Source organism: Streptomyces sp. NRRL F-5123, from assembly GCF_000721495.1.
In the GTDB taxonomy this organism is placed as follows: domain Bacteria; phylum Actinomycetota; class Actinomycetes; order Streptomycetales; family Streptomycetaceae; genus Actinacidiphila.
Genome location: NZ_JOHY01000006.1, coordinates 226,543 through 250,359 on the forward strand (window position 1 = coordinate 226,543; position 23,817 = coordinate 250,359).

Annotated in this window: 17 protein-coding genes; 14 read left to right on the forward strand and 3 right to left on the reverse strand. The window is 72.9% G+C overall.

Annotated elements, in window-relative coordinates; translation table 11 throughout:
* The first annotated feature begins 248 nt into the window (after nucleotides 1–248).
* From IH54_RS0108340 to IH54_RS0108365, 6 genes are all read left to right on the forward strand, one after another.
* Nucleotides 249–755 carry a YwqJ-related putative deaminase gene (locus IH54_RS0108340; RefSeq protein ID WP_031514394.1) on the forward strand — a complete coding sequence of 169 codons (507 nt, stop codon included), beginning with the start codon at nucleotides 249–251 and terminating at the stop codon, nucleotides 753–755.
* On the forward strand, nucleotides 752–1,336 hold the full coding sequence (locus IH54_RS0108345) for an SUKH-3 domain-containing protein (RefSeq protein WP_078862025.1): 585 nt from the start codon (nucleotides 752–754) through the stop codon (nucleotides 1,334–1,336). Before IH54_RS0108340 ends, IH54_RS0108345 begins: the two co-directional genes overlap by 4 nt.
* A gap of 305 nt (nucleotides 1,337–1,641) precedes the next feature.
* Nucleotides 1,642–2,430, forward strand: a complete 789-nt coding sequence (locus IH54_RS0108350; RefSeq protein ID WP_031514398.1) for an ABC transporter ATP-binding protein — start codon at nucleotides 1,642–1,644, stop codon at nucleotides 2,428–2,430.
* Nucleotides 2,427–4,997, forward strand: a complete 2,571-nt coding sequence (locus IH54_RS0108355; protein ID WP_031514400.1) for an ABC transporter permease — start codon at nucleotides 2,427–2,429, stop codon at nucleotides 4,995–4,997. Before IH54_RS0108350 ends, IH54_RS0108355 begins: the two co-directional genes overlap by 4 nt.
* 332 nt (nucleotides 4,998–5,329) lie before the next feature.
* On the forward strand, nucleotides 5,330–8,869 hold the full coding sequence (gene mfd / locus IH54_RS0108360) for a transcription-repair coupling factor (protein ID WP_031514402.1): 3,540 nt from the start codon (nucleotides 5,330–5,332) through the stop codon (nucleotides 8,867–8,869).
* Between the two features lie 129 nt (nucleotides 8,870–8,998).
* Nucleotides 8,999–9,925: a TolB family protein gene (locus IH54_RS0108365; RefSeq protein ID WP_199923353.1), complete on the forward strand. Its 927-nt coding sequence runs from the start codon at nucleotides 8,999–9,001 to the stop codon at nucleotides 9,923–9,925.
* A 64-nt stretch (nucleotides 9,926–9,989) separates the two neighbouring features.
* On the opposite strand, the gene IH54_RS0108370 is transcribed toward IH54_RS0108365, so the two are convergent.
* Together IH54_RS0108370 and IH54_RS0108375 are read right to left on the reverse strand one after the other, a co-directional pair.
* Complete coding sequence (locus IH54_RS0108370; RefSeq protein WP_043180160.1) at nucleotides 9,990–11,612, reverse strand: DUF2079 domain-containing protein; 1,623 nt, start codon at nucleotides 11,610–11,612, stop codon at nucleotides 9,990–9,992.
* Nucleotides 11,613–11,712: 100 nt separating this feature from the next.
* Nucleotides 11,713–12,399 carry a hypothetical protein gene (locus tag IH54_RS0108375; protein ID WP_043180162.1) on the reverse strand — a complete coding sequence of 229 codons (687 nt, stop codon included), beginning with the start codon at nucleotides 12,397–12,399 and terminating at the stop codon, nucleotides 11,713–11,715.
* A gap of 201 nt (nucleotides 12,400–12,600) precedes the next feature.
* Here IH54_RS0108375 and IH54_RS0108380 point away from each other — a divergent pair, with 201 nt between their 5' ends.
* From IH54_RS0108380 to IH54_RS0108390, 3 genes are all read left to right on the forward strand, one after another.
* On the forward strand, nucleotides 12,601–14,658 hold the full coding sequence (locus tag IH54_RS0108380; protein WP_031514410.1) for an N-6 DNA methylase: 2,058 nt from the start codon (nucleotides 12,601–12,603) through the stop codon (nucleotides 14,656–14,658).
* 93 nt (nucleotides 14,659–14,751) lie between these two features.
* Nucleotides 14,752–15,459: a hypothetical protein gene (locus IH54_RS0108385; RefSeq protein ID WP_031514412.1), complete on the forward strand. Its 708-nt coding sequence runs from the start codon at nucleotides 14,752–14,754 to the stop codon at nucleotides 15,457–15,459.
* Nucleotides 15,456–16,994 carry a serine/threonine-protein kinase gene (locus tag IH54_RS0108390; RefSeq protein WP_031514414.1) on the forward strand — a complete coding sequence of 513 codons (1,539 nt, stop codon included), beginning with the start codon at nucleotides 15,456–15,458 and terminating at the stop codon, nucleotides 16,992–16,994. The genes IH54_RS0108385 and IH54_RS0108390 overlap by 4 nt, the downstream gene beginning before the upstream one ends.
* A gap of 25 nt (nucleotides 16,995–17,019) precedes the next feature.
* Here IH54_RS0108390 and IH54_RS0108395 read toward each other — a convergent pair whose 3' ends face one another.
* Complete coding sequence (locus IH54_RS0108395; protein WP_078862026.1) at nucleotides 17,020–18,579, reverse strand: DUF2079 domain-containing protein; 1,560 nt, start codon at nucleotides 18,577–18,579, stop codon at nucleotides 17,020–17,022.
* Nucleotides 18,580–18,887: 308 nt separating this feature from the next.
* Between IH54_RS0108395 and IH54_RS0108400 the strand changes: the two genes are divergently transcribed.
* From IH54_RS0108400 to IH54_RS46640, 5 genes are all read left to right on the forward strand, one after another.
* Complete coding sequence (locus tag IH54_RS0108400; protein ID WP_078862027.1) at nucleotides 18,888–19,700, forward strand: HNH endonuclease family protein; 813 nt, start codon at nucleotides 18,888–18,890, stop codon at nucleotides 19,698–19,700.
* 221 nt (nucleotides 19,701–19,921) lie between these two features.
* Entirely contained in the window at nucleotides 19,922–20,578 is a 657-nt protein-coding gene (locus tag IH54_RS0108405) for a SurA N-terminal domain-containing protein (RefSeq protein WP_031514420.1), read from the forward strand.
* Nucleotides 20,579–20,612: 34 nt separating this feature from the next.
* A complete protein-coding gene (locus tag IH54_RS0108410; RefSeq protein WP_052397202.1) occupies nucleotides 20,613–21,680 on the forward strand; it encodes a nucleoside triphosphate pyrophosphohydrolase in 1,068 nt (355 codons plus the stop codon).
* Nucleotides 21,681–21,722: 42 nt separating this feature from the next.
* The gene (locus IH54_RS0108415; RefSeq protein WP_031514424.1) at nucleotides 21,723–23,000 is read left to right on the forward strand and encodes a cytochrome P450 family protein; all 1,278 of its coding nucleotides are present in this window, start codon (nucleotides 21,723–21,725) and stop codon (nucleotides 22,998–23,000) included.
* A gap of 136 nt (nucleotides 23,001–23,136) precedes the next feature.
* Nucleotides 23,137–23,817: transglycosylase family protein (locus IH54_RS46640; protein WP_043180165.1), on the forward strand; the 681-nt coding region annotated here is incomplete at its 3' end.

Below are 23,817 nucleotides of genomic sequence, written 5' to 3' on the forward strand. Positions count from 1 at the left end.
GCCGCGTGACACCTGCGACGCGCCGGCCGTTCGGGCGGTGCGCCGTCCTCCAGTTGTGACGTTCGTATGTTCGCCGTGTACGCACTGTGCCTGCTGTGCCGGAATTCGGACACCGGACGGTGACATGCCCCACACACAATGAGCGCGCCGACGTGTTCGCTTCCCCATCCCGCGACCCGTTTGGCAGTCTGATCGGCATACGGGGGAACGCCTGCTCGCGCGGGCGGACGGAGGGACGCACGCAGAACATGACAACTCATTTCCTGGCGACGGGAGCTGCGGACCCCAGGCTGAACTGGGGCGCGCCGCGGCTCCCGGACGGCCCGCCGCGGCTGCGGCACCGAAGGGACGGCATCCTGCCCGCGATCGCGGCCGCGCTGTCCATCCGCGACGAGGTACTCACGTGCACCGGCGCCAAGGGCGACCAGCCGCCCGTCCTGCATCCGATCGTGCAGGAGTTCCTGGACGCGCTGCCCGCGACGCAGCGTGAGCGCTTCACCGGGCGCTGCGCGGAACCGGTGCTGATCTCCCGCCACCTCGCGGCCGTCGAGGCGCAGCGCGGCAAGCGTGCCGCGCGCCGCCCGCTGACGCAGGGTGAGGCGCGCAAGGCGCTGCGCGGCGCGAAACTGACGGCCCGCCGGATACGCGAGGACGGCGACCCGGCGCACGGCACGTACGCACCGCCCTGCCGCTCCTGCACCCCGCTGCTCGCGCACTTCGGCGTGCAGGCCGTCGACCCGGCAGAGGGGGCATGACGCCCCCGATGGCAGCGAGCGCACGCTTCCCCGCCGCCGTCGATGCCGCGCTGCGGGCCGGCGGCTGGCAGCCCGGGCGGTGGGACATCAAGCAGGCCGAGGAGTGGGCGGACCTGCTGCGCGGCCATGTGTCGCCCGGCGGCCACCGGCACTGCGTCTTCCCCGCCGCCGTCGAGGCCTGGGCGGAGTTCGGCGGGCTGGCCTTCCCCGCGGCCGCGGGTCCCGGGCAGCACACCGCGCCCACCGCGGTGACCGTGGACCCGATGCGCGGCCTGCACATGGCCCGTACCTTCGGCGACCTGGGCCGCGCGCTGGAGACCGAGGTCAGCCCGCTCGGCGAGGAGCCCGGCACCGGAGCCCTGCTGGCCATCGACGCCGAGGGCCGGGTCTACGGCATCGACCACGCCGGGGACTGGTACGCCGGCCCCGACATCGACCTCGCGCTGGCCGTCCTGATCGGCGGCGGCCGCACCGTGCGCCTGACGCTCGCGGCGTCGGGCGCGTCCGGCGCGTCCGCTGCGGGCAGCCCGGGTGGTACGGACGCCGGCCCGTACGACGCCGCGGAGCCCGGGCGCCCCTGAGGCCGTCCGGGCGTACCCCGGAGCCGCTGCTCTGCACTTCGGCGCGACCGCCCCCGACCGCGGGATGACCCGGAGCGGTGGGACCCCTAGGGGGCGGTACCTACTTTTGGCATGGACCGGTTCCTTCCGCCGGATGACGTCTGCGTCCCGGCGGTTCCCTACGGTCGTAGGGCGGGGTGGGGATAGCCCCACCAGCAAGACGGAGACCTCCCCCAATGTGCGGCGGAACGGCCTCCGGCAGGCTGATGGACATCACGACATCACGACATCACGACAGCCCGACACACGACGACGCAGGAGTAACAGTGACAACGGCAGTGACGATTCCCAGGTCCGGGGGCAACGGAGAACGTTCGGCTGTTGCCGCTGCGGGTCGTTCGGTGACGAAGGCGTACGGCGCGGGCGAGACCCGGGTCGTGGCCCTGGACACGGTCGACGTGGACATCGCCCGCGGCAAGTTCACCGCGATCATGGGCCCCTCGGGCTCCGGCAAGTCCACCCTCATGCACTGCCTCGCGGGCCTCGACACGGTCACCTCCGGGCGGATCTGGGTCGGCGACAGCGAGATCACCGGCATGAAGGACAAGAAGCTCACCCAGCTGCGGCGGGACAAGATCGGCTTCATCTTCCAGTCCTTCAACCTGCTGCCGACCCTCAACGCGGCGGAGAACATCACGCTGCCGATGGACATCGCCGGCCGCAAGGTCGACCGCGAGTGGTTCGACCGGGTCGTGGAGACGGTGGGCCTGGCCGGCCGGCTCAAGCACCGCCCGACCCAGCTGTCCGGCGGCCAGCAGCAGCGCGTGGCCGTCGCCCGCGCGCTGGCCGCCCGCCCCGAGATCATCTTCGGCGACGAGCCGACCGGAAACCTCGACTCGCGGGCCGGGGCCGAGGTCCTCGGCTTCCTGCGCCGCTCGGTCGACGACCTCGGCCAGACCATCGTGATGGTCACCCACGACCCGGTCGCCGCCTCCTACGCCGACCGCGTCCTCTACCTCGCCGACGGCCGCATCGTCGACGAGATGGCCAACCCGACCGCCGACTCCGTGCTGGAGCGCATGAAGTCCTTCGACGGCCGCGGGAGGACGTCGTGACCGTCCTGAAGACATCGGCGCGGAATTTCTTCGCGCACAAGGGCAGAATGGCCCTCTCGGCGATAGCCGTCCTGCTGTCGGTCGCCTTCGTCTGCGGCACCCTGGTGTTCACCGACACCATGACCGCCACCTTCGACAAGCTCTTCGGCTCCACCGCCTCCGACGTCACGGTCAGCGCCAAGAAGATCGACGACGAGCAGGCCACCGGCATCCCGGACACCGTGCCCGCCACGCTCCAGCAGCAGCTGGCGAAGGTGCCCGGCGTCGCCAAGTCCGACCCCGACGTCACCAGCGACCAGGTCACCGTCGCCGACGCGAAGAACGAGAAGATCGGCTCCTCGTCCGGCGCCCCGACCATCGTCAGCAACTGGGACCCGACCGAGACCAAGGCCGTCGAGCTGTCCTCGGGCCACCTCCCGCAGAGCGCCACCGACGCGGTGATCGACGCCGACACGGCGAGCAAGAAGCACGTCGCGGTCGGCGACACGCTGCGCGTCATCGCCGCGCCCGGCGACTTCGACGTCACCGTCAGCGGCATCGTCACCTTCAAGACCACCAACCCCGGTGCGACCGTCCTCTACATCGACACCGCCACCGCGCAGACCAAGCTGCTCGGCCGCGCCGACGCGTACACCGGCTTCGGCCTCACCGCGGCCAAGGGCGTCACGGACGACCAGCTCAAGCAGAACGTCAGGGCGGCCATCGGCGCCGGCTACACCGTCGACACCGCCGCCGAGACCAAGAAGAAGGACCAGGACGACCTCGGCGGCTTCCTGAACTTCATGAAGTACGCGATGCTCGGCTTCGCCGGGATCGCCGTCCTCGTCGGCATCTTCCTGATCGTCAACACCTTCTCCATGCTGGTCGCCCAGCGCACCCGGGAGATCGGCCTGATGCGGGCCCTCGGCTCCAGCCGCGGCCAGGTCAACCGGTCGGTGCTCATCGAGGCGGTGCTGCTCGGCCTGACCGGTTCGGTGCTCGGCATCGGCGGCGGCATCGGCCTGGCCGTCGGGCTGATGCACCTGATGGGCAAGGCCGGCATGAAGCTCGACACCTCCGAGCTGACCATCAAGGCCTCCACCCCGCTGGTGGGCCTGGCCATCGGCATCATCGTGACCGTGGTCTCCGCCTACATCCCGGCCCGCCGGGCGGGGAAGATCTCCCCGATGGCCGCGCTGCGCGACTCCGGCACCCCCGGCGACGTCCGCGCCGGACGGATCCGCGCCGCGATCGGCATCCTGGTCAGTGCGGCCGGCGCGCTCGCCCTGGTCGCCGCGGCGAAGGCCGACAAGGCCTCCGCGGGCGGCGGGATGCTGGGCCTGGGCGTACTGCTCACGCTGGTCGGCTTCGTGATCGTCGGCCCGCTGCTGGCCGGTGTGATCGTCAGGGCGGTGAGCGCGGTCGTGCTGCGCTTCTTCGGCCCGATGGGACGCCTGGCCGAGCGCAACGCGCTGCGCAACCCGCGGCGTACCGGTGCCACCGCCTCCGCGCTGATGATCGGCCTGGCGCTGGTGGCCGGCATGTCGGTGGTCGGCTCGTCGATGGTGGCCTCCGCCGACGACCAGCTCGACTCCTCGGTCGGCGCGGACTTCATCATCCAGGTCGGCAGCAACGGCAGCCAGCCGATCACCCCGGCCGCCGAGAAGGCGCTCACCGCCACGCAGAACATCGAGCACTTCACCCACTACACGATCGTCAACGCCAAGCTCACCCTGCCCTCCGGCGACACCGTCAGCTCCGACCTGAGCGCCGCGGACCCGACGTACCCCAAGGACCTGCGGCTCAAGACCACCCAGGGCAAGCTGCTGGACGCCTACGGCAAGAACGCGATGTCGGTGCCCGAGGGCTTCGCCAAGGACCACCACCTGGCGCTCGGCGACGAGCTGAAGGTCGTCATGACCGGCGGCCGCCCGGCCCAGCTCAAGATCGCCGCGATCACGAGCGACGACACGACGATCGAGCACGGCTCGATGTTCACCAACATCGCCACCGCGCGCGACTACCTGCCGACGGACAAGATGCCGGCCGACTTCCTCCTGTTCGCGACCGCGGTCGACGGCAAGCAGAAGCAGGCGTACGCCGACCTGAAGGCGTCCGTGAAGTCCCACCCGGAAATCGACGTCCGCGACCAGGCCGACTACAAGGACCTCATCCACAGCCAGGTCAACCAGCTGCTCTACATGATCTACGCGCTGCTGGCGCTCGCGATCATCGTGGCGGTCCTGGGCGTGGTCAACACGCTGGCCCTCTCGGTGGTCGAGCGGACCCGGGAGATCGGCCTCATGCGGGCCATCGGCACCTCGCGGCGCCAGATGCGCCGCATGATCCGCCTGGAGTCGGTCGTCATCGCCCTGTTCGGCGCGCTCATCGGCCTCGGCCTCGGCCTCGCCTGGGGCACCACCGGCCAGCGCGTCCTGGCAGCGGAGGGGCTCGGCATCCTCCAGATCCCGTGGACGACGATCGTGGTCGTCTTCATCGGCTCCGCGGTCGTCGGCCTCCTCGCCGCGCTCATGCCCGCGCTGCGGGCGGGCCGGATGAACGTCCTGAACGCGATCGCGACGGACTAGCGCCCCGTCCCGCGGCGCCCCCGCGCCCCCGTACCCCTCCAGGGGTGCGGGGGCGCCCGCCTGCCCGGAGCGCGGTGGACCCGAGCTTGCGGGGTGACCCCCAGGGCCGCGGGTGCGCTGCCGGGCGAGCGATTTCGGGGCACGGGCCCTGCACAGAGGGCGAACCCCCTGCGCGGCAGGGTCGCGGGTCCGAGGGGGCACCCCCTACGCGGAGGGCAGGCCCCGGCCGGAGGCCGTACGCTGGAGGGACCCCCGGCACGTGAGACGTGTCGGGCGGTCGCGTTGCCCCGTGCGGCGGCGCCCCTACACGTACCCCCCGGGACGGAACCCTCATGAGTCTGAACGGTCTGGTCGACGCAGCCGTCGCCGACACCGCCCTCGCCGAGGCGGTCCAGGCCGCGGTCTCCGGAGCGCGGCCGCACGTGGATCTGGTCGGTCCGCCGGCCGCGCGCCCGCTGGCCATCGCGGCGCTCGCCGCGAAGGCCCGGCGCCCGGTGCTCGCGGTCACCGCGACCGGCCGGGAGGCCGAGGACCTGGCCGCGGCGCTGCGGTCCATGCTGCCCGCGGACGGCGTCGTGGAGTACCCGGCGTGGGAGACCCTGCCGCACGAGCGGCTCTCGCCGCGCAGCGACACCGTGGGCCGCCGGCTGGCGGTGCTGCGCCGGCTCGCGCACCCGAGGGCGGACGACCCGACGGCCGGGCCCGTGCAGGTCGTGGTCGCGCCGATCCGCTCGGTGCTGCAGCCGCAGGTCAAGGGGCTGAGCGAGCTGGAGCCCGTGGCGCTGGCGAGCGGGCAGAGCGCCGACCTGGGCACGATCGTGGAAGGGCTGGCGGCAGCCGCGTACGCGCGGGTGGAACTCGTCGAGAAGCGCGGCGAGTTCGCGGTGCGCGGCGGCATCCTGGACGTCTTCCCGCCGACCGAGGAGCATCCGCTGCGGGTGGAGTTCTGGGGCGACGAGGTCGAGGAGATCCGCTACTTCAAGGTCGCCGACCAGCGCTCCCTGGAGGTCGCCGAGCACGGCCTGTGGGCGCCTCCGTGCCGCGAGCTGCTGCTCACCGACGACGTGCGGGCGCGGGCGGCCGAGCTGGCCGCGGCGCACCCCGAGCTGGGCGAGATGCTCGACAAGATCGCCGAGGGCATCGCCGTCGAGGGCATGGAGTCGCTCGCCCCGGTGCTGGTGGACTCGATGGAGCTGCTGCTGGACGTGCTGCCGGCCGGGGCGATGACGGTGGTGTGCGACCCGGAACGGGTGCGGACCAGGGCCGCGGACCTGGTGGCGACCTCGCAGGAGTTCCTGGAGGCGTCCTGGGCGGCGTCGGCGGGCGGCGGCGAGGCGCCGATCGACCTGGGCGCGGCGTCGCTGTGGCCGATCGCGGACGTACGGCACCGGGCCGGCGAGCTGGGTATCGCGTGGTGGTCGGTGAGCCCGTTCGCCGCGGACGAGGCCGACGACCTGGCCGGGGACACCCTCAAGCTGGGCATGCGCGCTCCCGAGGTCTACCGCGGGGACACCGCGCGGGCGCTGGCCGACACCAAGGGCTGGCTCGCCGAGGGCTGGCGCACCGTCTACGTCACCGAGGGCCACGGACCGGCCTCCCGGGTCGCCGAGGTGCTGGCGGGGGAGGGCATCGCGGCCCGGCTCGACATCGAGCTGGCCGACCTCGCGCCGTCCGTGGTGCACGTGGCCACCGGCTCGCTGGAGCACGGCTTCGTCGACCCGGGCCTGCGGCTGGCGGTGCTGACCGAGACCGACCTTTCCGGGCAGAAGTCGTCCACCAAGGACATGGGGCGGATGCCGTCCCGGCGCCGCAAGACCATCGACCCGCTCACCCTGACCGGCGGCGACTACATCGTGCACGAGCAGCACGGCGTGGGCCGCTACGTGGAGATGGTGCAGCGCACCGTGCAGGGCGCCACCCGCGAGTACCTGGTCGTCGAGTACGCCCCGGCCAAGCGCGGCCAGCCCGGCGACCGGCTCTTCGTGCCGACCGACCAGCTGGAGCAGATCACCAAGTACGTCGGCGGCGAGGCCCCCACGCTGCACCGGCTGGGCGGCGCGGACTGGACGAAGACCAAGGCGCGGGCGAAGAAGGCGGTCAAGGAGATCGCGGCCGACCTGATCCGGCTGTACTCCGCCCGGATGGCCGCGCCCGGCCACACCTTCGGCCCGGACACCCCCTGGCAGCGGGAGCTGGAGGACGCCTTCCCGTACGTGGAGACGCCCGACCAGCTCACCACCATCGCCGAGGTCAAGGGCGACATGGAGAAGTCGGTGCCTATGGACCGGCTGATCTGCGGCGACGTCGGCTACGGCAAGACCGAGATCGCGGTGCGGGCGGCCTTCAAGGCCGTGCAGGACGGCAAGCAGGTGGCCGTGCTGGTGCCGACGACGCTGCTGGTGCAGCAGCACTTCGGCACCTTCTCCGAGCGCTACGCGCAATTCCCTGTCAACGTGCGGGCGCTGTCCCGCTTCCAGACCGACACCGAGGCGAAGGCGGTGCTGGAGGGGCTGCGGGACGGCTCGGTGGACGTCGTCATCGGCACCCACCGGCTCTTCGCCTCCGAGACCCGTTTCAAGGACCTGGGCCTGGTGATCGTCGACGAGGAGCAGCGCTTCGGCGTCGAGCACAAGGAGCAGCTGAAGAAGCTGCGGGCCAACGTCGACGTGCTGACCATGTCCGCGACGCCGATCCCGCGCACCCTGGAGATGGCCGTCACCGGCATCCGGGAGATGTCCACCATCACCACTCCGCCGGAGGAGCGGCACCCGGTGCTGACCTTCGTCGGGCCCTACGAGGAGAAGCAGATCGGCGCCGCCATCCGGCGTGAGCTGCTGCGCGAGGGGCAGGTCTTCTACATCCACAACCGGGTCGAGTCCATCGACCGGGCGGCGGCGCGGCTGCGCGCCATCGTGCCCGAGGCGCGGATCGCCACCGCGCACGGGCAGATGAGCGAGTCCGCCCTGGAGTCGGTCGTGGTGGACTTCTGGGAGAAACGCTTCGACGTGCTGGTCTCCACCACGATCGTGGAGTCCGGGATCGACATCTCCAACGCCAACACCCTCATCGTCGAGCGCGGCGACACCTTCGGCCTGTCGCAGCTGCACCAGCTGCGCGGCCGCGTCGGGCGCTCCCGCGAGCGCGGCTACGCCTACTTCCTCTACCCGCCGGAGAAGCCGCTCACCGAGACCGCGCACGAGCGGCTCGCCACCATCGCCCAGCACACGGAGATGGGCGCGGGCATGTACGTCGCGATGAAGGACCTGGAGATCCGCGGCGCGGGCAACCTGCTGGGCGGCGAGCAGTCCGGCCACATCGCGGGCGTCGGCTTCGACCTGTACGTCCGGATGGTCGGCGAGGCAGTGGCCGACTACCGCTCGGCCCTGGAGTCGGGCGGCGAGCCGGAGGAGACGCTGCTCGAAGTCAAGATCGAACTGCCCGTCGACGCCCACGTCCCGCACGACTACGCCCCCGGCGAGCGGCTGCGTCTGCAGGCCTACCGCGCCATCGCCGCCGCGTCTTCCGAGGAGGACATCACCGCCGTCCGCGAGGAGCTGGTCGACCGCTACGGCCCGCTGCCCGAGCCGGTCGAGAACCTGCTCCTGGTGGCCGGCCTGCGGATGCTGGCCCGCAAGGTCGGCGTCACCGACATCACCCTGCAGGGCTCCAACGTCCGCTTCGGCCCGGTCGAGCTGCGCGAGTCGCAGGAGCTGCGGCTGAACCGGCTGCACCCGCGCGCGGTCCTCAAACCGGCCGCCCACCAGGTCCTGGTGCCGCGCCCGGCCACCGCCCGCATCGGCGGAAAGCCCGTCGTCGGCCGCGAACTGCTCCAGTGGACCGCGGAGTTCCTGACCACCATCCTCGACAACTGACCGACGCTTCGGACCCGGGCCACCCGCCCGGGCCGCTTCCGTCCGGCCCCGACCGGTGTCCGCCGGGACCCGCGCGGCTACAGTGCGGGCCCCGGTGTCCGCCGGGACCCGCGCGGCTACAGTGCGGGCGTGACGATCACCGGAGCGGGGACGAACGTACGGCCGCTGGCACTCGGGCAGCGCGCCCGGCTGCTGGTCGGCGACATCGAGGGCGGTGCCCCGCGGCTGGTACACGAGACCGCGCACAGCGCGCTGGAGGCGCCGAACTGGTCCCCCGACGGCCGCTGGCTGGTCTTCAACCAGGACGGCCTGCTGCTGCGCATCCCCGCCGGCGCCGCCCCCGGCGACGGCGTGCTTCCCGAAGTCATCGACACCGGCGGCATCACCGACGCCAACAACGACCACGTCCTCTCCCCGGACGGCGCCACCGTCTACCTGTCGGCCGGCGACGGCCACATCCACGCCGTCCCCTTCACCGGTGGCCCGGCCCGCCGCGTAACCAACGACCGCGGCCCCGGCCCCTTCCGGCACTTCCTGCACGGCGTCTCACCCGACGGGCAGACCCTCTCCTACGTCGGCGTCGAGCCCCACGGCGGCAACGACTGGGGCTACCGCAACATCTTCACCCTCCCTTCGGCCGGCGGCCCCGACACCCGGCTCACCGACACCCCCGCTCCCGCCGACGGCCCGGAATTCACCCCGGACGGCGAGTGGATCGTCTTCAACTCCGAGCACGGCGCCGCCGTCCCCGGCCACGCCCAGCTCTTCCGCATGCGCCCCGACGGCTCCGAGCTGACCCGGCTGACCTCCGACGAGCGCGTGAACTGGTTCCCGCACCCCTCGCCGGACGGCCGCCACCTGCTCTACATCAGCTTCCCGCCCGGTACCGAGGGCCACCCCGCCGACCGCGACGTCGTCCTGCGCCTGCTGGACGCCGACGGCAGCGGCGCCCCACGCGACCTCTACGCCTTCTTCGGCGGGCAGGGCAGCCTCAACGTCAACAGCTGGTCGCCCGACGGCCGCCACTTCGCCTACGTCGACTACCCGGCCGGCTGACCCGCCCCCGCGCTCCCGCACCGCCGTCCGGTCACCGTGCGGTCACCGGACGACCCGGCGGTGCCTAGTTGCGGCGCAGGATCACATAGCCGTCCGCGCTGGCCATCTGCGTGTACGTCGAGCCGGGGTGCAGCTGTGCACCGTAGGTCACCGGGTCCGGCACCCACCCACTGGAGTTGTCGATCGCGATGTACTGCGGCACGACACCTTTCGTACCGCCCACCCAGTAGACGGTCGTGCGGTGCACAAGCCGGCTGATCGGTCCGACGTTCGCCTCCACGGTGGCGCCGTCGGGTATCTGGTCCAGCAGCTTCTCGACCGTCTTGGTGCGCGCGTCCACCTTGTAGGTGTCGGAGTGCCCGAGCGAGGCCAGCGGCATCGACAGCGTCAGCGCCATCGCCGCCCCTACCGCCGCGGCCGGCACCCCGGACGCGTAGGACCGCAGCCAACGGGCACGGCTGTCCCGCGACCGGTCCGCGGCGTCCACCAGTGCCAGGAACACCACCGGCATCAGCACCGCGCTGTAGTGCCAGGCCGTGCCCCAGTTCTCCGGGTAGTGCGACACGAAGCGCCACCCGATGGTCGGCAGCGCCGCGACGATCAGCGGTGACCGCAGCGCCAGCAGCCCGGTGGTCGGCAGCAGGATCCACAGCAGCGTGCGCAGTGCCGTGCCGAACGGGATGTGACCGGTCAGCGTCCCGTCCCCGTTGATGTGGTTGAACGCGTCGTATCCGGGCCCGTAGAACGCGGGGATCAGCACCGTGACGGCCAGAGCGGACGCCGCCACCCCGAAACCGATCAGCCCGATCGCCCACGGCCCGTACCGCTCCGCGTCGCTCAGCGGCACGTCCACCCGGTCACCTCCCTTCGCTGCCTTTCCGTCCGCTGCCCCGCCGGTTCCGGCGTCCGCGGGCCCGCCCTCCGTACCGTCCTCGTCCGCCGCGGCACCGGCGGGTCCGGACGCCGCCGGCTCCGTCCCGGCCGCCTGCGCGGCCGCCCGTGAACTCTCACGGGTGCGCCACCAGACGATCGCGCCGATCGTCGCGGCCGTGACTCCCAGGTCCTCCTTGACCAGCACCAGCGGCACCGCCCACCACAGGGCCGCCCCCCACCGCTTGCGGACCACGGCTTCCAGGGAGAAGGCCAGCAGCGGCATCGCGAAGGCGATCTCGTGGAAGTCGAAGTCGACTGCTCGCTGGACGGCCCACGACAATCCGTAGGCCGCGCCGATCGCGATCCCCCGGCCCCGCCCGAGGAGCAGCGAGGCGCCGCGGGTGACCGGGACGACCGAGATCGCGAACAGCAGGGCCTGCGCGACGAGCAGCGTCACCGGCGTCGGGAAGACCCGGTAGAAGGGCGCGATCAGAGCGGTCACCGGGCTGAAGTGGTCGCCGAGCGCGTTGAAGCCCGGGCCCTTCAGCGTGGTGGTCGGCGCCTGCAGGTGGGCGTACCCCTTCACCGCCTGCTCGAAGATGCCCAGGTCCCAGGACATCGTGAGCATCCTGCGGTACCGCACGAGCGACAGCAGGAAGTAGGCGACGAAGAAGACGACGCTGAGCAGATACGGGTCGAGGCGTGCTCCCGGTATCCGCAGCCGGGGGCGTACCGCCGTGGCGGTGCCCGGTTCTGCGGCAGGCGGCGCCGCCTTTCCGCCGGATTGCGGTATGACGGCCTCGGCCCTGTCCATCGACGTCCTCCCGAGGATGTGGGGTCGGGTCTGCCGGAAAAGATACGGGACGAGGCTGTCCGCGCGGGACCCATGGGACGGACGGCACTTGCCTCCTTGCTCAGCCGGTCTTGGTCCAGGTGCCGCAGTCCGCCGTCTTGAAGTAGGCGTCCTTGGCGGTGATCGTGACCACGGCCTGGCCGGTGACGTTGTCGTTCGCGAGGATCGAGTCCACGTCGTGCAGCGCGTCCTTGGTGCGCTCCCAGTAGCAGGTCTCGCCGCCCTTGGCCTTGTAGGTGCCGGCGGCTATGTCCGTGCCCACCTTGTACATGCCGTCCCCCATCGACGTCTTCGGCGAGGCGGGCTTGTCCTTCCCGGCGGCGAACCAGTCCTTGCAGTCCGTCGACGTGAAGATCTTGTCCGTCGGCTTGATCGTCACGTAGCTGCTGCCGTACACGGTGTCGTTCGCGAGGATCGAGTCGGTGTCACCCTTGGCGTCCTTGTCGCGCTCCCAGTAGCACATGCCGTCGGAATTGCCGCTGGTCCGGTACGTGCCCGGCTGGATGTCCTTGCCGACCTCGAACGTGCCGTCCCCCTTGACGGCGGGCTTGTCCGCCGGCTTGTCCTCTTTCTTCTGTGCGGGCGCGGACGAGGGCGCGGCCGGCGAGGACGCGGTGTCGCCGCCCTTCGCGGACGGGCTGGACGAGCCCGCCGAATCGTCCGAGGGCCCGCAGGCCGCGATCCCGATCGCGAGGAACGCGGTGACGGTGCCCGCTGCGGCGAGTCGGACGAGAGACGTCTTGGACATGGGATTCCCCCCTGCGCTCGGCGGGCCTCGGTGGCCCTGTGAACCGTTGGCACCATGAGAGCATCGATCTGTGAACCGAGTCAACATTAAATCTCGAACGAGTGATGTTCACGCCGTGAAGGGGTTCGATCGTGATCGCTGGGTATGCTCGCCCTCACAGACACAGCACACGCGCGGACGAGCAGGAGGAAGGAGAGGACAGTGCCCGAGCACGCGAGCGAGGTGACGGCGGCGGAGATCGCCAGGCTGGCCGGCGTCGGAAGGGCCGCCGTCAGCAACTGGCGCCGACGCCACGACGACTTCCCCAGGCCCGTGGGAGGCTCCGACACCAGCCCGACCTACGAGCTGGCCGCCATCGAGAGATGGCTGCGCGAACAGGGCAAGCTCCCCTCCGTGCCGCTGTACGAGCGCCTCTGGCAGCGCGCCGACAGCCACCCGGAAGGCGTGCCCGCCGCCCTGCGGATCGCCGGATCCGTTCTGATGCTCGTGCGGGAGGATCCTCGCCTGGCGGTCCACTACAGCGCCGCGTCCGACAGTGAGCTGGCCGACCGGTTGCCGGCCGAGCTGGAGTCCGCGCTGGCCGCGCGGTTCGGCCCGAACCACCCCGTGCGGCTCCCGGAGCAGCTCGACGAAGCCGTGCCGCTGCTGCGCACCGCGGTGAAGTTCGCCGAGGACGTCGGCCCCGCCCAGACCTACGAATTCCTCTTCGGCCGCTATCTCGACGCCAACCCGAGGCAGTTCGTCCTCACCCCGCCGGGCCCGGCGGAGCTGATGGCCGCACTGGCCGGGGAGCGCCCCGGCAGCGTGCTCGACCCTGCCTGCGGCAGCGGAGCCCTGCTGCGCGCCAGCGGGGCCACCGCCACCGTGCACGCGCAGGAGATCGACCCCGAGTTGGCGTCGCTGACCGCACTGCGTCTGGCACTGGCGACCGACCCCACCGTCCGGGTCCGGGTCGGCACGGGCGACAGCCTGCGCGCGGACGCCTTCCATGACCTGGCCGTCGACACCGTGCTCTGCCACCCGCCGTTCAACGACCGCAACTGGGGCCATGACGAGCTGGGTTACGACCCGCGCTGGGAATACGGCTTCCCGGCCCGCACGGAGTCCGAGCTGGCCTGGCTCCAGCACGCACTGGCTCACACCAGGGAGGGGGGCACGGTGGTGATGCTCATGCCGCCCGCCGTCGCGTCCCGCAGGTCGGGCCGACGGGTGCGCGCGGACCTGCTGCGCCGGGGCGCGCTGCGCGCTGTCGTCGCGCTGCCCGCGGGAGCCGCGCCGCCGCACGGGCTGCCGCTCCATCTGTGGGTGCTGCGCAAGCCGCACCCCGAGCACCGGCCGCCGGCCGAGCTGCTGCTGTTCGACGCGGCGGGAATACCGGGATCCGGAGCCGAGAAGGCGCCCTGGTTCGCCGTCAGCTCGGCGGTCCTCGACACGTGGCGGGCCTTCGACCGGCACGGCTCGGTGCCCGACCGCCCCGGCCTGAACCGCACGCTGCCGGTCATCGAACTGCTCGACGACGACGTGGACGTGACGCCCGCGCGGCATCTCCCGCCGCCCGCCGCCGACGGGGGCGCCGCCGAGCTGGAGACCGTGCGGGACAGGCTGGCCCAGACGCTGCGCCGCACCGCGGACATGGCCCCCGCGCCACCGGCGGACGGTGAGCCGGCCCGCTGGCCGACCACGACCGTGGGCGAACTGGCCCGGTCCGGCGCCCTGCTGATGCGCGCGGGCGGCGGGGGCATCGCCCCGCAGGACGGCTCCGCCGCCCCGCCCGCCGTGCTGACCGAGCACGACGTCATCGCGGGCGGCGGACCCACCGGCATACTCCCGCCGGGCCGCGCCGAAGGGCCCGCCGAGGAGCCGGTGCTCGTCGAGGAGGGGGACGTGGTGGTGCCGATCCTCGGTGGCGGAGGAGTGGCCCGGGTGGTGGACGCCGCCATCGCGGGCGCCGCGCTCGGACGCAACGTGTACCTGCTGCGGCCGGACACCGGGGCGCTCGACCCGTGGTTCCTCGCAGGCTTCCTGCGCGGTACCGCCAACAGCCGCCAGGCCAGTAGTTTCGCGACGACATCCACCCGGATCGACGTGCGGCGACTCCAGGTGCCGCGGCTGCCCCCGGCCGAGCAGCGGCGCTACGGCGAGCGCTTCCGGACCCTCGCGGCCTTCGAGGACGCGCTGCGCCAGGCGACCCAGCTCGGTGACCAGCTCGTGCAGGGGCTCTACGACGGACTGACGGACGGCACCGTGCGGCCCGGATAGTTGTCCACAGGCCGTCGCGGAACCCGCGCCGCCTGCCCGTTGCGGCCGATACGCTCTCGACTAGCCATCCGCTTCGACGACCAGGAGCACCAGATGTACGGCCCCGGCATCACCCAGCCGCCGCCCCGGCCCCCGGGTCGCGGCGTCGTGATCGGGCTGCGCGTGCTGTTCGCCGCGCTGCCGGTGCTCTCGATCGGGTTCCTCGCCTGGACGTCGATGCTGCGGCTGGCCGTGCTGCGGCGCAATCCGGCCGACTGGGCGCTGATGGTGATCGACATCGTCCTGATCATCACCGGTTACACGCTGATCGGGCTCGCGCACGACAACACGGACACCTGGCAGTCGAACGCGGGGACGCTGACGGTGCTGGTCGTCATGTTCGGCACCCCGGCGTATTTCCTGGTCGCCGACATCAGACGGGGCCCCGGGGGCGCCGCGGGACATCCGGTGCCCAACGGCTACCCGACGCAGAACCCGTACACCAACGGGTACGCCCCGGCGGCCGGCGGGATGACCGCAGGGATACCCGGGCCCCACGCGATGCCGCAGCAGACGCCCGTCCCGCACCGGACGTCGGCGCCGCACCACACGCCCGTGCCGAACCACCCGTCGAATCCGGGCATGCCCCACCCGAACGGGCCGGGCTCGTACGGGACCCCGGCGCCCGTGCCGCCGGCACCGCGCGTGCCGGAGCCGTCGACGGGGGCGGCGGCGGTCGGGCCGCAGGCACAGCGGATCGACCAAGTGCGTGCGGAGCTGGACGAGTTGAGCGACTACCTCCGCAAGGAGGAGGGCCGGTGATCGGTCGGCTCGTCGCCGGTCGCTACGAACTGGCCACGGTGATCGGCCAGGGCGGTATGGGCCAGGTGTGGACGGCCTACGACCGGCGGTTGGACCGCCGGGTCGCGGTGAAGCTGCTGCGGCCCGACAAGGTCGCGGGCGGTGACGAGGCCGGCGAGCTGCGGCAGCGGTTCGACCGGGAGTGCCGGGTCACCGCCCAGGTCGACCACCCGGGCCTGGTGACGGTGCACGACGCGGGCGCGGACGGCGACGAGCTGTACCTGGTCATGCAGTACGTGGAGGGGGCCGACCTCGGCGACCACCTCGCCGAGCACGAGCCGTACCCCTGGCCGTGGGCGGTGGCGGTGGGGGCGCAGCTGTGCGCGGTGCTGGCCGCGGTCCACGCGGTGCCGATAGTCCACCGCGACCTCAAGCCGCGCAATGTGATGGTCCGTCCGGACGGCACGATCACGGTGCTCGACCTGGGCGTCGCCTCGGTGATGGACACCGACACCACGCGGCTGACCCACACCGGCACCCCCATCGGCAGCCCGGCGTACATGGCGCCGGAGCAGGCGATGGGCGGCGCGGTCGGTCCGCGTACGGACCTGTACGCGCTGGGCGTGGTGCTGCACGAACTGCTCAGCGGGAACGTGCCGTTCGCCGGCACCACGGCGCTCGGCGTGCTGCACCGGCATCTGTACGAGGCGCCGGTGCCCCTGCGGCGGCTGCGGCCGGAGGTGCCCGAGCCGCTGGAGGCGCTGGTGCTGCGGCTGCTCGCCAAGGACCCGCAGCACCGCCCCGCCGCGGCGCAGGACGTCTACCAGGAGCTGGCGGCACTGCTGCCGCCGCCCGGTGCGCACCGGACGGCGCTCGGGCCGATGGATCCGACGCGGCCCTTCGTGCGTCCGCAGGCGCCGTGGCCGGACCGCGTCGCCGCGCCGGCGGTGCCCGCGAAGCCCGTCGTACCGCCCCGGCCCGCGCAGTCGCCCAAGGACACCGACCTGGCCGTGGCCGTGGACGAGGTCAAGAGGCTGCTGGACGCCGGCCGGATCACCCAGGCGGTGGACATGCTGGGCGGAATCATCCCGGCGGCGGCCGAGAGGCACGGCGAGCACTCGCCCGTCCTGCGGGCGTTGCGCAAGCAGTACGCCGCCACGCTGATGGAGGACGGGCAGTACCGCCGGGCGCTGCCCGAACTGCGGCGGCTGTCGGACGAGTTCGCCTCGCAGTACGGCGGGGCGGACCGCCAGGCGCTGCAGTACCGCTACGAGGCGGCGCAGTGCCTGGAGCACCTGGGCGACCCCAGGGCCGCGCTGAGCGAATACCGGGTGCTGCTGCCGTACTTCGAGCAGTGGACGGCCACCAGCCCCGGCACACCGCTGGACATCCGCCGCAGAACGGCCCACCTGCTGCTGTCCATAGGCGACCGCACCGCCGCCCGCGACATCCTGACCCGGCTGCTCTACGACGCCGAGCGGGTGCACGGCCCGCACCACCCCTTCCCGGCCGAGATCCGCCGGACACTCGCGTGGCTCGGCCAGGTGCACGTGTAGGCGGACGGCGGACACAGGCCGGAGGTCACTCGCGGCGCAGCACCACGTAGCCGCCGGCGTCGGCGACCGTTGCGTAGCGGGCCTGCGGGTGGAGCTGCAGGGCGTAGCCGGCCGGGTCGGTGAGCCAGCCGGAGAGGTTCTCGAAGGCCAGGTAGTCCGGAGCCCGGCCGCCGGTCTGGCCGACCCAGTAGACGGTGGTGCGCCGGACCAGGCGGCTGATCGGCCCCACGTTCGCCTCCACCGTGGCACCGTCCGGGATGCGGGCGAGGGCGCGTTCGGCGGCCTGCGTGCCGCCGTCCACCCGGTAGGCGGCCAGGTGCGTGAGTCCCGCCACCGGGAGCTGGGTGCCCAGCGCGACCGCGGCCCCGAGCGCCGCGGCGGGCAGCGCGCGGGCACCGGCGCGCAGCCACTGCGGCGCCCGGCGGCCGCCCGGTGCGGCTGCCGCGACCTGGGCGGCGCAGTCCACCGCGGCGAGGAAGACCACCGGCATGAGCACGGCGTTGTAGTGCCAGGCGGTGCCCCAGTTCTCGGGGTAGTGCGAGACGAAGCGCCATCCCAGGGTCGGTAGCGCGACCAGCAGCAGCGGGGAGCGCAGCGCGAGCAGTCCGCCGGCCGGCAGCAGCACCCACAGCACCGTGCGCAGCGCCGTGACCGGCGGGATGTGGCCGGTGAGCGTGCCGTCGCCGTCGATGTGGTTGAACGCGTCGTAACCCGGGCCGTGGAGGAGCGGAATGAGCCAGCCGATCTCCCACGCCGATGCCACGATCCCGAAGGCCGCCAGCCGCAGGGCCCAGGGACGGACCCCTCCCCCGCCGGCCGCGCCTCGTAGGGTGTCCTGCCCGGCCCGCAGCCACACCACCGCGCCGATCATCGCGACCGCCGCGCCGAGATCCTCCTTGACCAGCACCAGCGGCAGCGCCCAGAGCATGGCCGCCGTCCAGCGCCGCAGCAGCACGGCGGCGAGGGAGGAGGCGAGCAGCGGCACGGCGAAGGCGATCTCGTGGAAGTCGAACTCGACGGCTCGCTGGACGCCCCACGACAGCCCGTACGCGGCGCCGATCGCCAGCCCGCCGCCCCGCCCGAGCAGCAGTCCCGCCGCCCGTGTCACGGGGACCACCGACAGGGCGAACAGCAGCGCCTGCGCCACGAGCAGCGTCACCGTGGTCGGGAAGGCCCGGTAGAAGGGCGCGATCAGGGCGACGACGGGGCTGAAGTGGTCGCCCAGCTCGTCGAAGCCGGGGCCCTTGAGGTCGGCGACCGGGGCGTGCAGGTGGGCGTACCCCTTCACCGCCTGCTCGAAGATCCCGAGGTCCCAGGACATCGTCTCCATCCGGCGGTAGCGGGAGAGCGAAAGTGCCGTGTAGACGGCGGCGAAGACCCCGGCGAGCAGCCACGGGTCGGGCCGGGGCGGTTCGGGCCGCTCCCGCCGCCCGCGGCCCGTGGCGGCAGCCGCGTCCGGGCGGCCGGCAGAGGCATCAGCGGCCTGCGTGCGCGCGGGCGCGGGGATCTCCCGCACGCCGCCGGGCTCCTGGGCCGGGAGCACGGCCTCCGCGCGGTCCCGCTCGCCGTTGCCGTCGCCGCTCATCCGCCGGTCCTTCCGTCGCCTCGGCTGCCCTGCCGCGAAACCGCAGTGCGCACCTTTCGCCCCGTTTCGGGGTGTTACCAGCTTGGCCACGTGAAGGGTGCGACCTTGCGGCGGCGCGCCGACGCGAGGTCGGGCCGCCGCGACCGGGCCGCCCCGCGGCGACCGGGTGACCAGGTGTCCCGGCGACCCGGTGGACTGCAGGGCGGGCGCGGAGCCGTAGTCTGCGCCATCGGGGGAAGGCAGTTGACGGACTGTTCTTCCGCTTGTCGCACCTGTCGCCGTACCGGCCGGACCCTTGAGAGGCGCACATGGCACCCACGACCACCCCGCCCGCCGGGTCCGGCGCGACCGGCGCGACCCCCCCGACGAGCGTGACGGGCAGGCCCCCCGCGCCCGCCCGCTCCCACCCCGCCCGGGCACTGGCCTGCGCCGCGGCCCTCGCCGTCCTCCTCGGCGGCGGCCTCGCGGGCTGCAAGGACCCGAACGCCCCCGCGGCCGGCGGCAGTGCCTCGGCGTCCTCCGCCGCCGCCCCGGGCAGCACGGCAGGCGCGCCCGGCAGCGCGCTGGCGGCCGCCGGGCAGCTGACCGTCAAGGGCCGCGCGCCCAAGACCGGCTACTCGCGCGACCGCTTCGGCCCCGCATGGGCCGACACCGACCACAACGGCTGCGACACCCGCGACGACATACTCAAGCGCGACCTGCGGCAGACGACCTTCCGCGACGGTGCCAAGCAGTGCATCGTCACCGCCGGGGTCCTGGCCGACCCATACACCGGCACGCGGATCACCTACAAGCGCGGCGCGAGCAAGGTCGACATAGACCACGCCGTGGCCCTGTCCGACGCGTGGCAGAAAGGCGCCCAGCAGTGGCCGGACGACAAGCGCCGCGACTTCGCCAACGACCCGCTCAACCTGCTGGCCGTCGACTCGTCCACCAACCGCCGCAAGAGCGACGGCGACACCGCCACCTGGCTCCCGCCGAACACCGCCTTCCGCTGCGCCTACGTGGCGCGGCAGGTGGCGGTGAAGAAGAAGTACGGCCTGTGGGTGACCTCCGCGGAGCGCGACGCCATGCGCAAGGTGCTCGGCGGCTGCCCCGCCGAGCGGTTGCCCACGGGCTGACGGCTCAGCCGCGGGGGCGGCCGCCCGCCGGGAATCCGCCGGGCACGGGGCGGGGCACGGGCGGGCCACGGGTGGGAAGGCGGCGGGAATACGGCCCCCGGAGGCGGACTGTGCGGATCCTGTGGTGCGGAGTGCTGGATATCGGCGCCCCTGGATCAATATCCTCGTGCTCGATCATCACATCAGCATCGTGAGGCTTGTTCCCCTGCCGGGAGGCACCCATGGTCCGCCGCCGCACCGCCGCCGTCTCGATCGCCGCAGCCGCGCTGCTGCTGGCATCGCCCGCCCTGACCGCGTGCGGATCGGGTCCGGACCGGACCGGTGCCGCGGCCGTGGTGGGCGACCAGCGGATCACCGTGGCCTCGCTGCAGTCGAAGGTCAACCAGGTGCGCGCGGCGCAGCAGGCGTCCCCGCAGAGCGCCCAGCTGCTCGCCTCCAGCACCAAGCTTTCGACGCAGACGCTGACCATGCTCGTGCAGACCGCCGTCATCGAACGGGCCGCGGAAGACGCCGGGGTGACGGTCTCCGAGGAGGAGGCGCAGCAGGACCGGGCTGCCGCGCTGCAGCAGTTCGGCGGCAGCGAGGCGGCGCTGAACGCCGCGCTGCTCCAGCAGTTCGGCATCGCGCCCGCCGAGGCCGACACCTACTTCCGGACGAACGCACTGCTCGGCAAGCTGATCTCCAGCCTCGGCTACCAGCCGGGCAGCGACGGCGGCCAGACCGCCCTGCTCGGCATCCTCACCAAGACCGCGGACAAGCTAGGCGTCACGATCAACCCGCGCTACGGCACCTGGGACAAGAAGAAGGCCAGCATCGGCGACACCTCCGACGCCTGGGTGATCACCAAGACGCCGTCCTCGGCGGCGCCGGTCGCGTGAGGCCGTTGTCGGACCCTCGCGGTACGTTCGAGGGGTGAACGACTCCGCTTCCGACTCCACCGCCGTTCCCGGCACCGCCCCCGCGGGCGGCGCCGGCCGGCTGGTCCTGCTCACCACCAGCCATCGGGTGGCTCCGGGACAGCTGTCCTGGCCCGCGTGGCAGGCGCTGCGCGGCGCCGACCGGGTGCTGTGTCCCGACACGGGGCATCCCCAGCTGCCCTTCCTGCACGAGGCAGGGGTGGCCGTGGAGATCGCCGCGCCCACCGGTCGCGAGCTGGTGGAGGCGGCGGCCGGGGGCCGTACGGTGGTGTATCTGCCGGCGGACGGCGGGGAGGGCGACCGGGCGGTCACCGCGGAGCTCGCCGCGCTCGGCGGTTCCGGCCGGGTCGAGATGCCCGACCTGGAGCTGCTGCCCGGCTCGTACGACCTGCCGGGCGCACGGTTGCTGGATCTCGTCCAGGTGATGGACCGGATCAGGACAGAGTGCCCCTGGAGCAGCCTGCGCACGCACGAGGACCTCGCCAAGTACGGCATCGAGGAGATGTACGAGCTGGTCGAGGCGATCGAGGAGGGCGACCGGGCGGCGGTCCGCGAGGAGCTGGGGGACGTGCTGCTCCAGGTGGTCTTCCACGCCGCCATCGCCGAGGGGGACCCGGACGAGCCGTTCGGCATCGACGACGTGGCGGCCGGCCTGGTCGACAAGCTGATCCACCGCCATCCGCACATCTTCGGCGACGAGATCGCCGAGACGCCCGAGCAGGTGCAGGCCAACTGGATACGGCTCAAGGGTGTCGAGAAGGCCCGCGAGTCGGTCACGGACGGAGTGCCGCTCGCCTCCCCGGCCCTGGCACTGGCCGCCAAGCTCGCCGGAAGGGCGCGGCAGGCCGGGCTCCCGCTGCCCGTAACCCCGCCCGCCCCGCTCTACGACGACGAGAGCGCGCTCGGCGACCACCTGCTGGCCGAGGCCGCCACCGCCCAGTCGTCCGGCATCGACCCCGAGGCGGCCCTGCGGCACGCGGCACGCCGCTACCGTACGGCGATACGCGCCGCCGAGTCCGAGGCGCGGGCCGCGCAGGACGGGCCCCCGGGGCAGCAGCCGTAGCCGCCGCACCCGGCACGGGGGCGTGTCGCGTACGGTCGGGGGATGACCGACGGCGCCGCCATGCCCGAGCTCTTCACCTGGGAGTTCGCCACGGACCCCTACCCGGCTTACGCCTGGCTGCGCGAGCACGCCCCCGTCCACCGCACGACGTTGCCCAGCGGGGTCGAGGCCTGGCTCGTCACGCGGTACGCCGACGCGCGCGAGGCGCTGGCGGACCCGCGGCTGAGCAAGAACCCGGTGCACCACGCGGAGTCGCCCGGCGCGCGCGGGAAGACCGGCATCCCGGGGGAGCGCAGCGCTGACCTGATGACGCACCTGCTGAACATCGACCCGCCCGACCACACCCGGCTGCGGCGCCTTGTCTCCAAGGCCTTCACCCCCCGCCGGGTGGCGGGCTTCGGGACACGGGTGCAGCAGCTGACGGACCGTTTCGTGGACGGTTTCGCGTCGCGCGGGGAGGCGGACCTGATCCACGAGTTCGCCTTCCCGCTCCCCATCTACGCCATCTGCGACCTGCTGGGCGTGCCCGCCGAGGACCAGGACGACTTCCGGGACTGGGCAGGCATGATGATCCGGCACGGCGGCGGTCCGCGCGGCGGCGTCGCGCGCTCGGTCAAGCGGATGCGCACGTATCTGACGGAGCTGATCCACCGCAAGCGCGCCGAACTGGCCGCCGGCGCCGCAGGCGGCCCGCCCGACGACCTGATCTCCGGTCTGATCCGGGCCTCCGACCACGGCGAGCACCTGACGGAGAACGAGGCCGCGGCCATGTGCTTCGTGCTGCTCTTCGCGGGGTTCGAGACCACCGTCAACCTCATCGGGAACGGCACCTACGCGCTGCTGCGCAACCCGGAGCAGCGCGCGGCCCTCCAGCAGGCCGTCGTGACGGGGGACCAGGGCCTGCTGGACACCGGGATCGAGGAACTCCTCCGCTACGACGGCCCCGTCGAGCTGGCGACCTGGCGCTACGCCACCCGGCCGGTCGAGATCGGCGGCGTGCCGATCGCCCAGGGCGACCCGGTCCTGGTGGTGCTCGCGGCGGCCGATCGCGATCCCGCCCGCTTCGCCGACCCGGACCGGCTCGACCTCGCCCGCAGGGACAACCCGCATCTCGGGTACGGGCACGGCATCCATTACTGCCTCGGAGCGCCGCTGGCCCGCCTGGAAGCCAGAACGGCGCTCGCGACCCTGCTCACCCGGCTGCCCGACCTGCGACTCGCCGCGGAACCCGGCGATCTGCGCTGGCGCGGCGGCCTGATCATGCGCGGCCTGCGGACGCTGCCGGTGGCCTTCACCCCCGAGGCCCCGCAGACGAACTGACGTGACGTCAACCCCGTGACCGCGACGTGACGACCGCTACATCGACTTGTGATCCGTTGGCCAACCCCGCTACGTTCTGCGGTCAACGCGAGGCGTGCGAAGGCTGCGCGCAACGGCACCGATGAAAGGCGACCGTATGCTCTCCGCCAACGGCAGGCACCGACGCCCCCGCCCGGCCCCCGCGGCCATGGTGACGGTGGCGGCGACCGGTGCGGGACTCGCGCTGCCCCTGCTGGGCGCGGGCGCCGGAGCCGCGCAGGCCGCGGACGGCGGCACCTGGGACAAGGTCGCGATATGCGAGAGCGGCGGGCAGTGGGACGCCACCTCGGACAACGGCGTCTTCGGCGGCCTCTCGCTCACCGAGGACGTGTGGATCCGCTACGGCGGCCTCCTCTACGGCCCGCGGCCCGACCTCGCCTCACGAGCCCACCAGATCAAGGTGGCCGAGAAGATCCTGGCCGACCTCGGCCCCGACGCCTTCCCCGGCTGCGAGCTGGGCACGGGCCTGCTCGACGACAACGCCGACGACAGCAACGGGAACGGTGACGGGAACGGCAACGGTGGCGACTCCACCGCCACCCCCGTGCCCACCACGACCGCCGACCCCTCCGCCCCCGCGGACCCCGGCACCCCCGCGGCCACGCCCACGACGCCCACTACGCCGGCCGCTCCCACGACGCCCGCCACTCCCGGCGCCCCCGCCGCCGGCACCGGCACCCCCACACCTCCGGTCGAGGCGAGCCCCGCTCCGACCGCCCCGGGCACCCCCACCGCTGTCTCTTATACACATCTGACGCTGCCGACGACTCCTTACGTG

Excerpts from the sequence above, each read along its gene's own strand:
- IH54_RS0108340 (WP_031514394.1), top strand. The coding sequence starts at position 249 with ATGACAACTCATTTCCTGGCGACGGGAGCTGCGGACCCCAGGCTGAAC.
- IH54_RS0108345 (WP_078862025.1), top strand. The coding sequence starts at position 752 with ATGACGCCCCCGATGGCAGCGAGCGCACGCTTCCCCGCCGCCGTCGAT.
- mfd (WP_031514402.1), top strand. The coding sequence starts at position 5,330 with ATGAGTCTGAACGGTCTGGTCGACGCAGCCGTCGCCGACACCGCCCTC.
- IH54_RS0108370 (WP_043180160.1), bottom strand. The coding sequence starts at position 11,612 with ATGGACAGGGCCGAGGCCGTCATACCGCAATCCGGCGGAAAGGCGGCG.
- IH54_RS0108375 (WP_043180162.1), bottom strand. The coding sequence starts at position 12,399 with ATGTCCAAGACGTCTCTCGTCCGACTCGCCGCAGCGGGCACCGTCACC.
- IH54_RS0108385 (WP_031514412.1), top strand. The coding sequence starts at position 14,752 with ATGTACGGCCCCGGCATCACCCAGCCGCCGCCCCGGCCCCCGGGTCGC.
- IH54_RS0108395 (WP_078862026.1), bottom strand. The coding sequence starts at position 18,579 with ATGAGCGGCGACGGCAACGGCGAGCGGGACCGCGCGGAGGCCGTGCTC.
- IH54_RS0108400 (WP_078862027.1), top strand. The coding sequence starts at position 18,888 with ATGGCACCCACGACCACCCCGCCCGCCGGGTCCGGCGCGACCGGCGCG.
- IH54_RS0108405 (WP_031514420.1), top strand. The coding sequence starts at position 19,922 with ATGGTCCGCCGCCGCACCGCCGCCGTCTCGATCGCCGCAGCCGCGCTG.
- IH54_RS0108415 (WP_031514424.1), top strand. The coding sequence starts at position 21,723 with ATGACCGACGGCGCCGCCATGCCCGAGCTCTTCACCTGGGAGTTCGCC.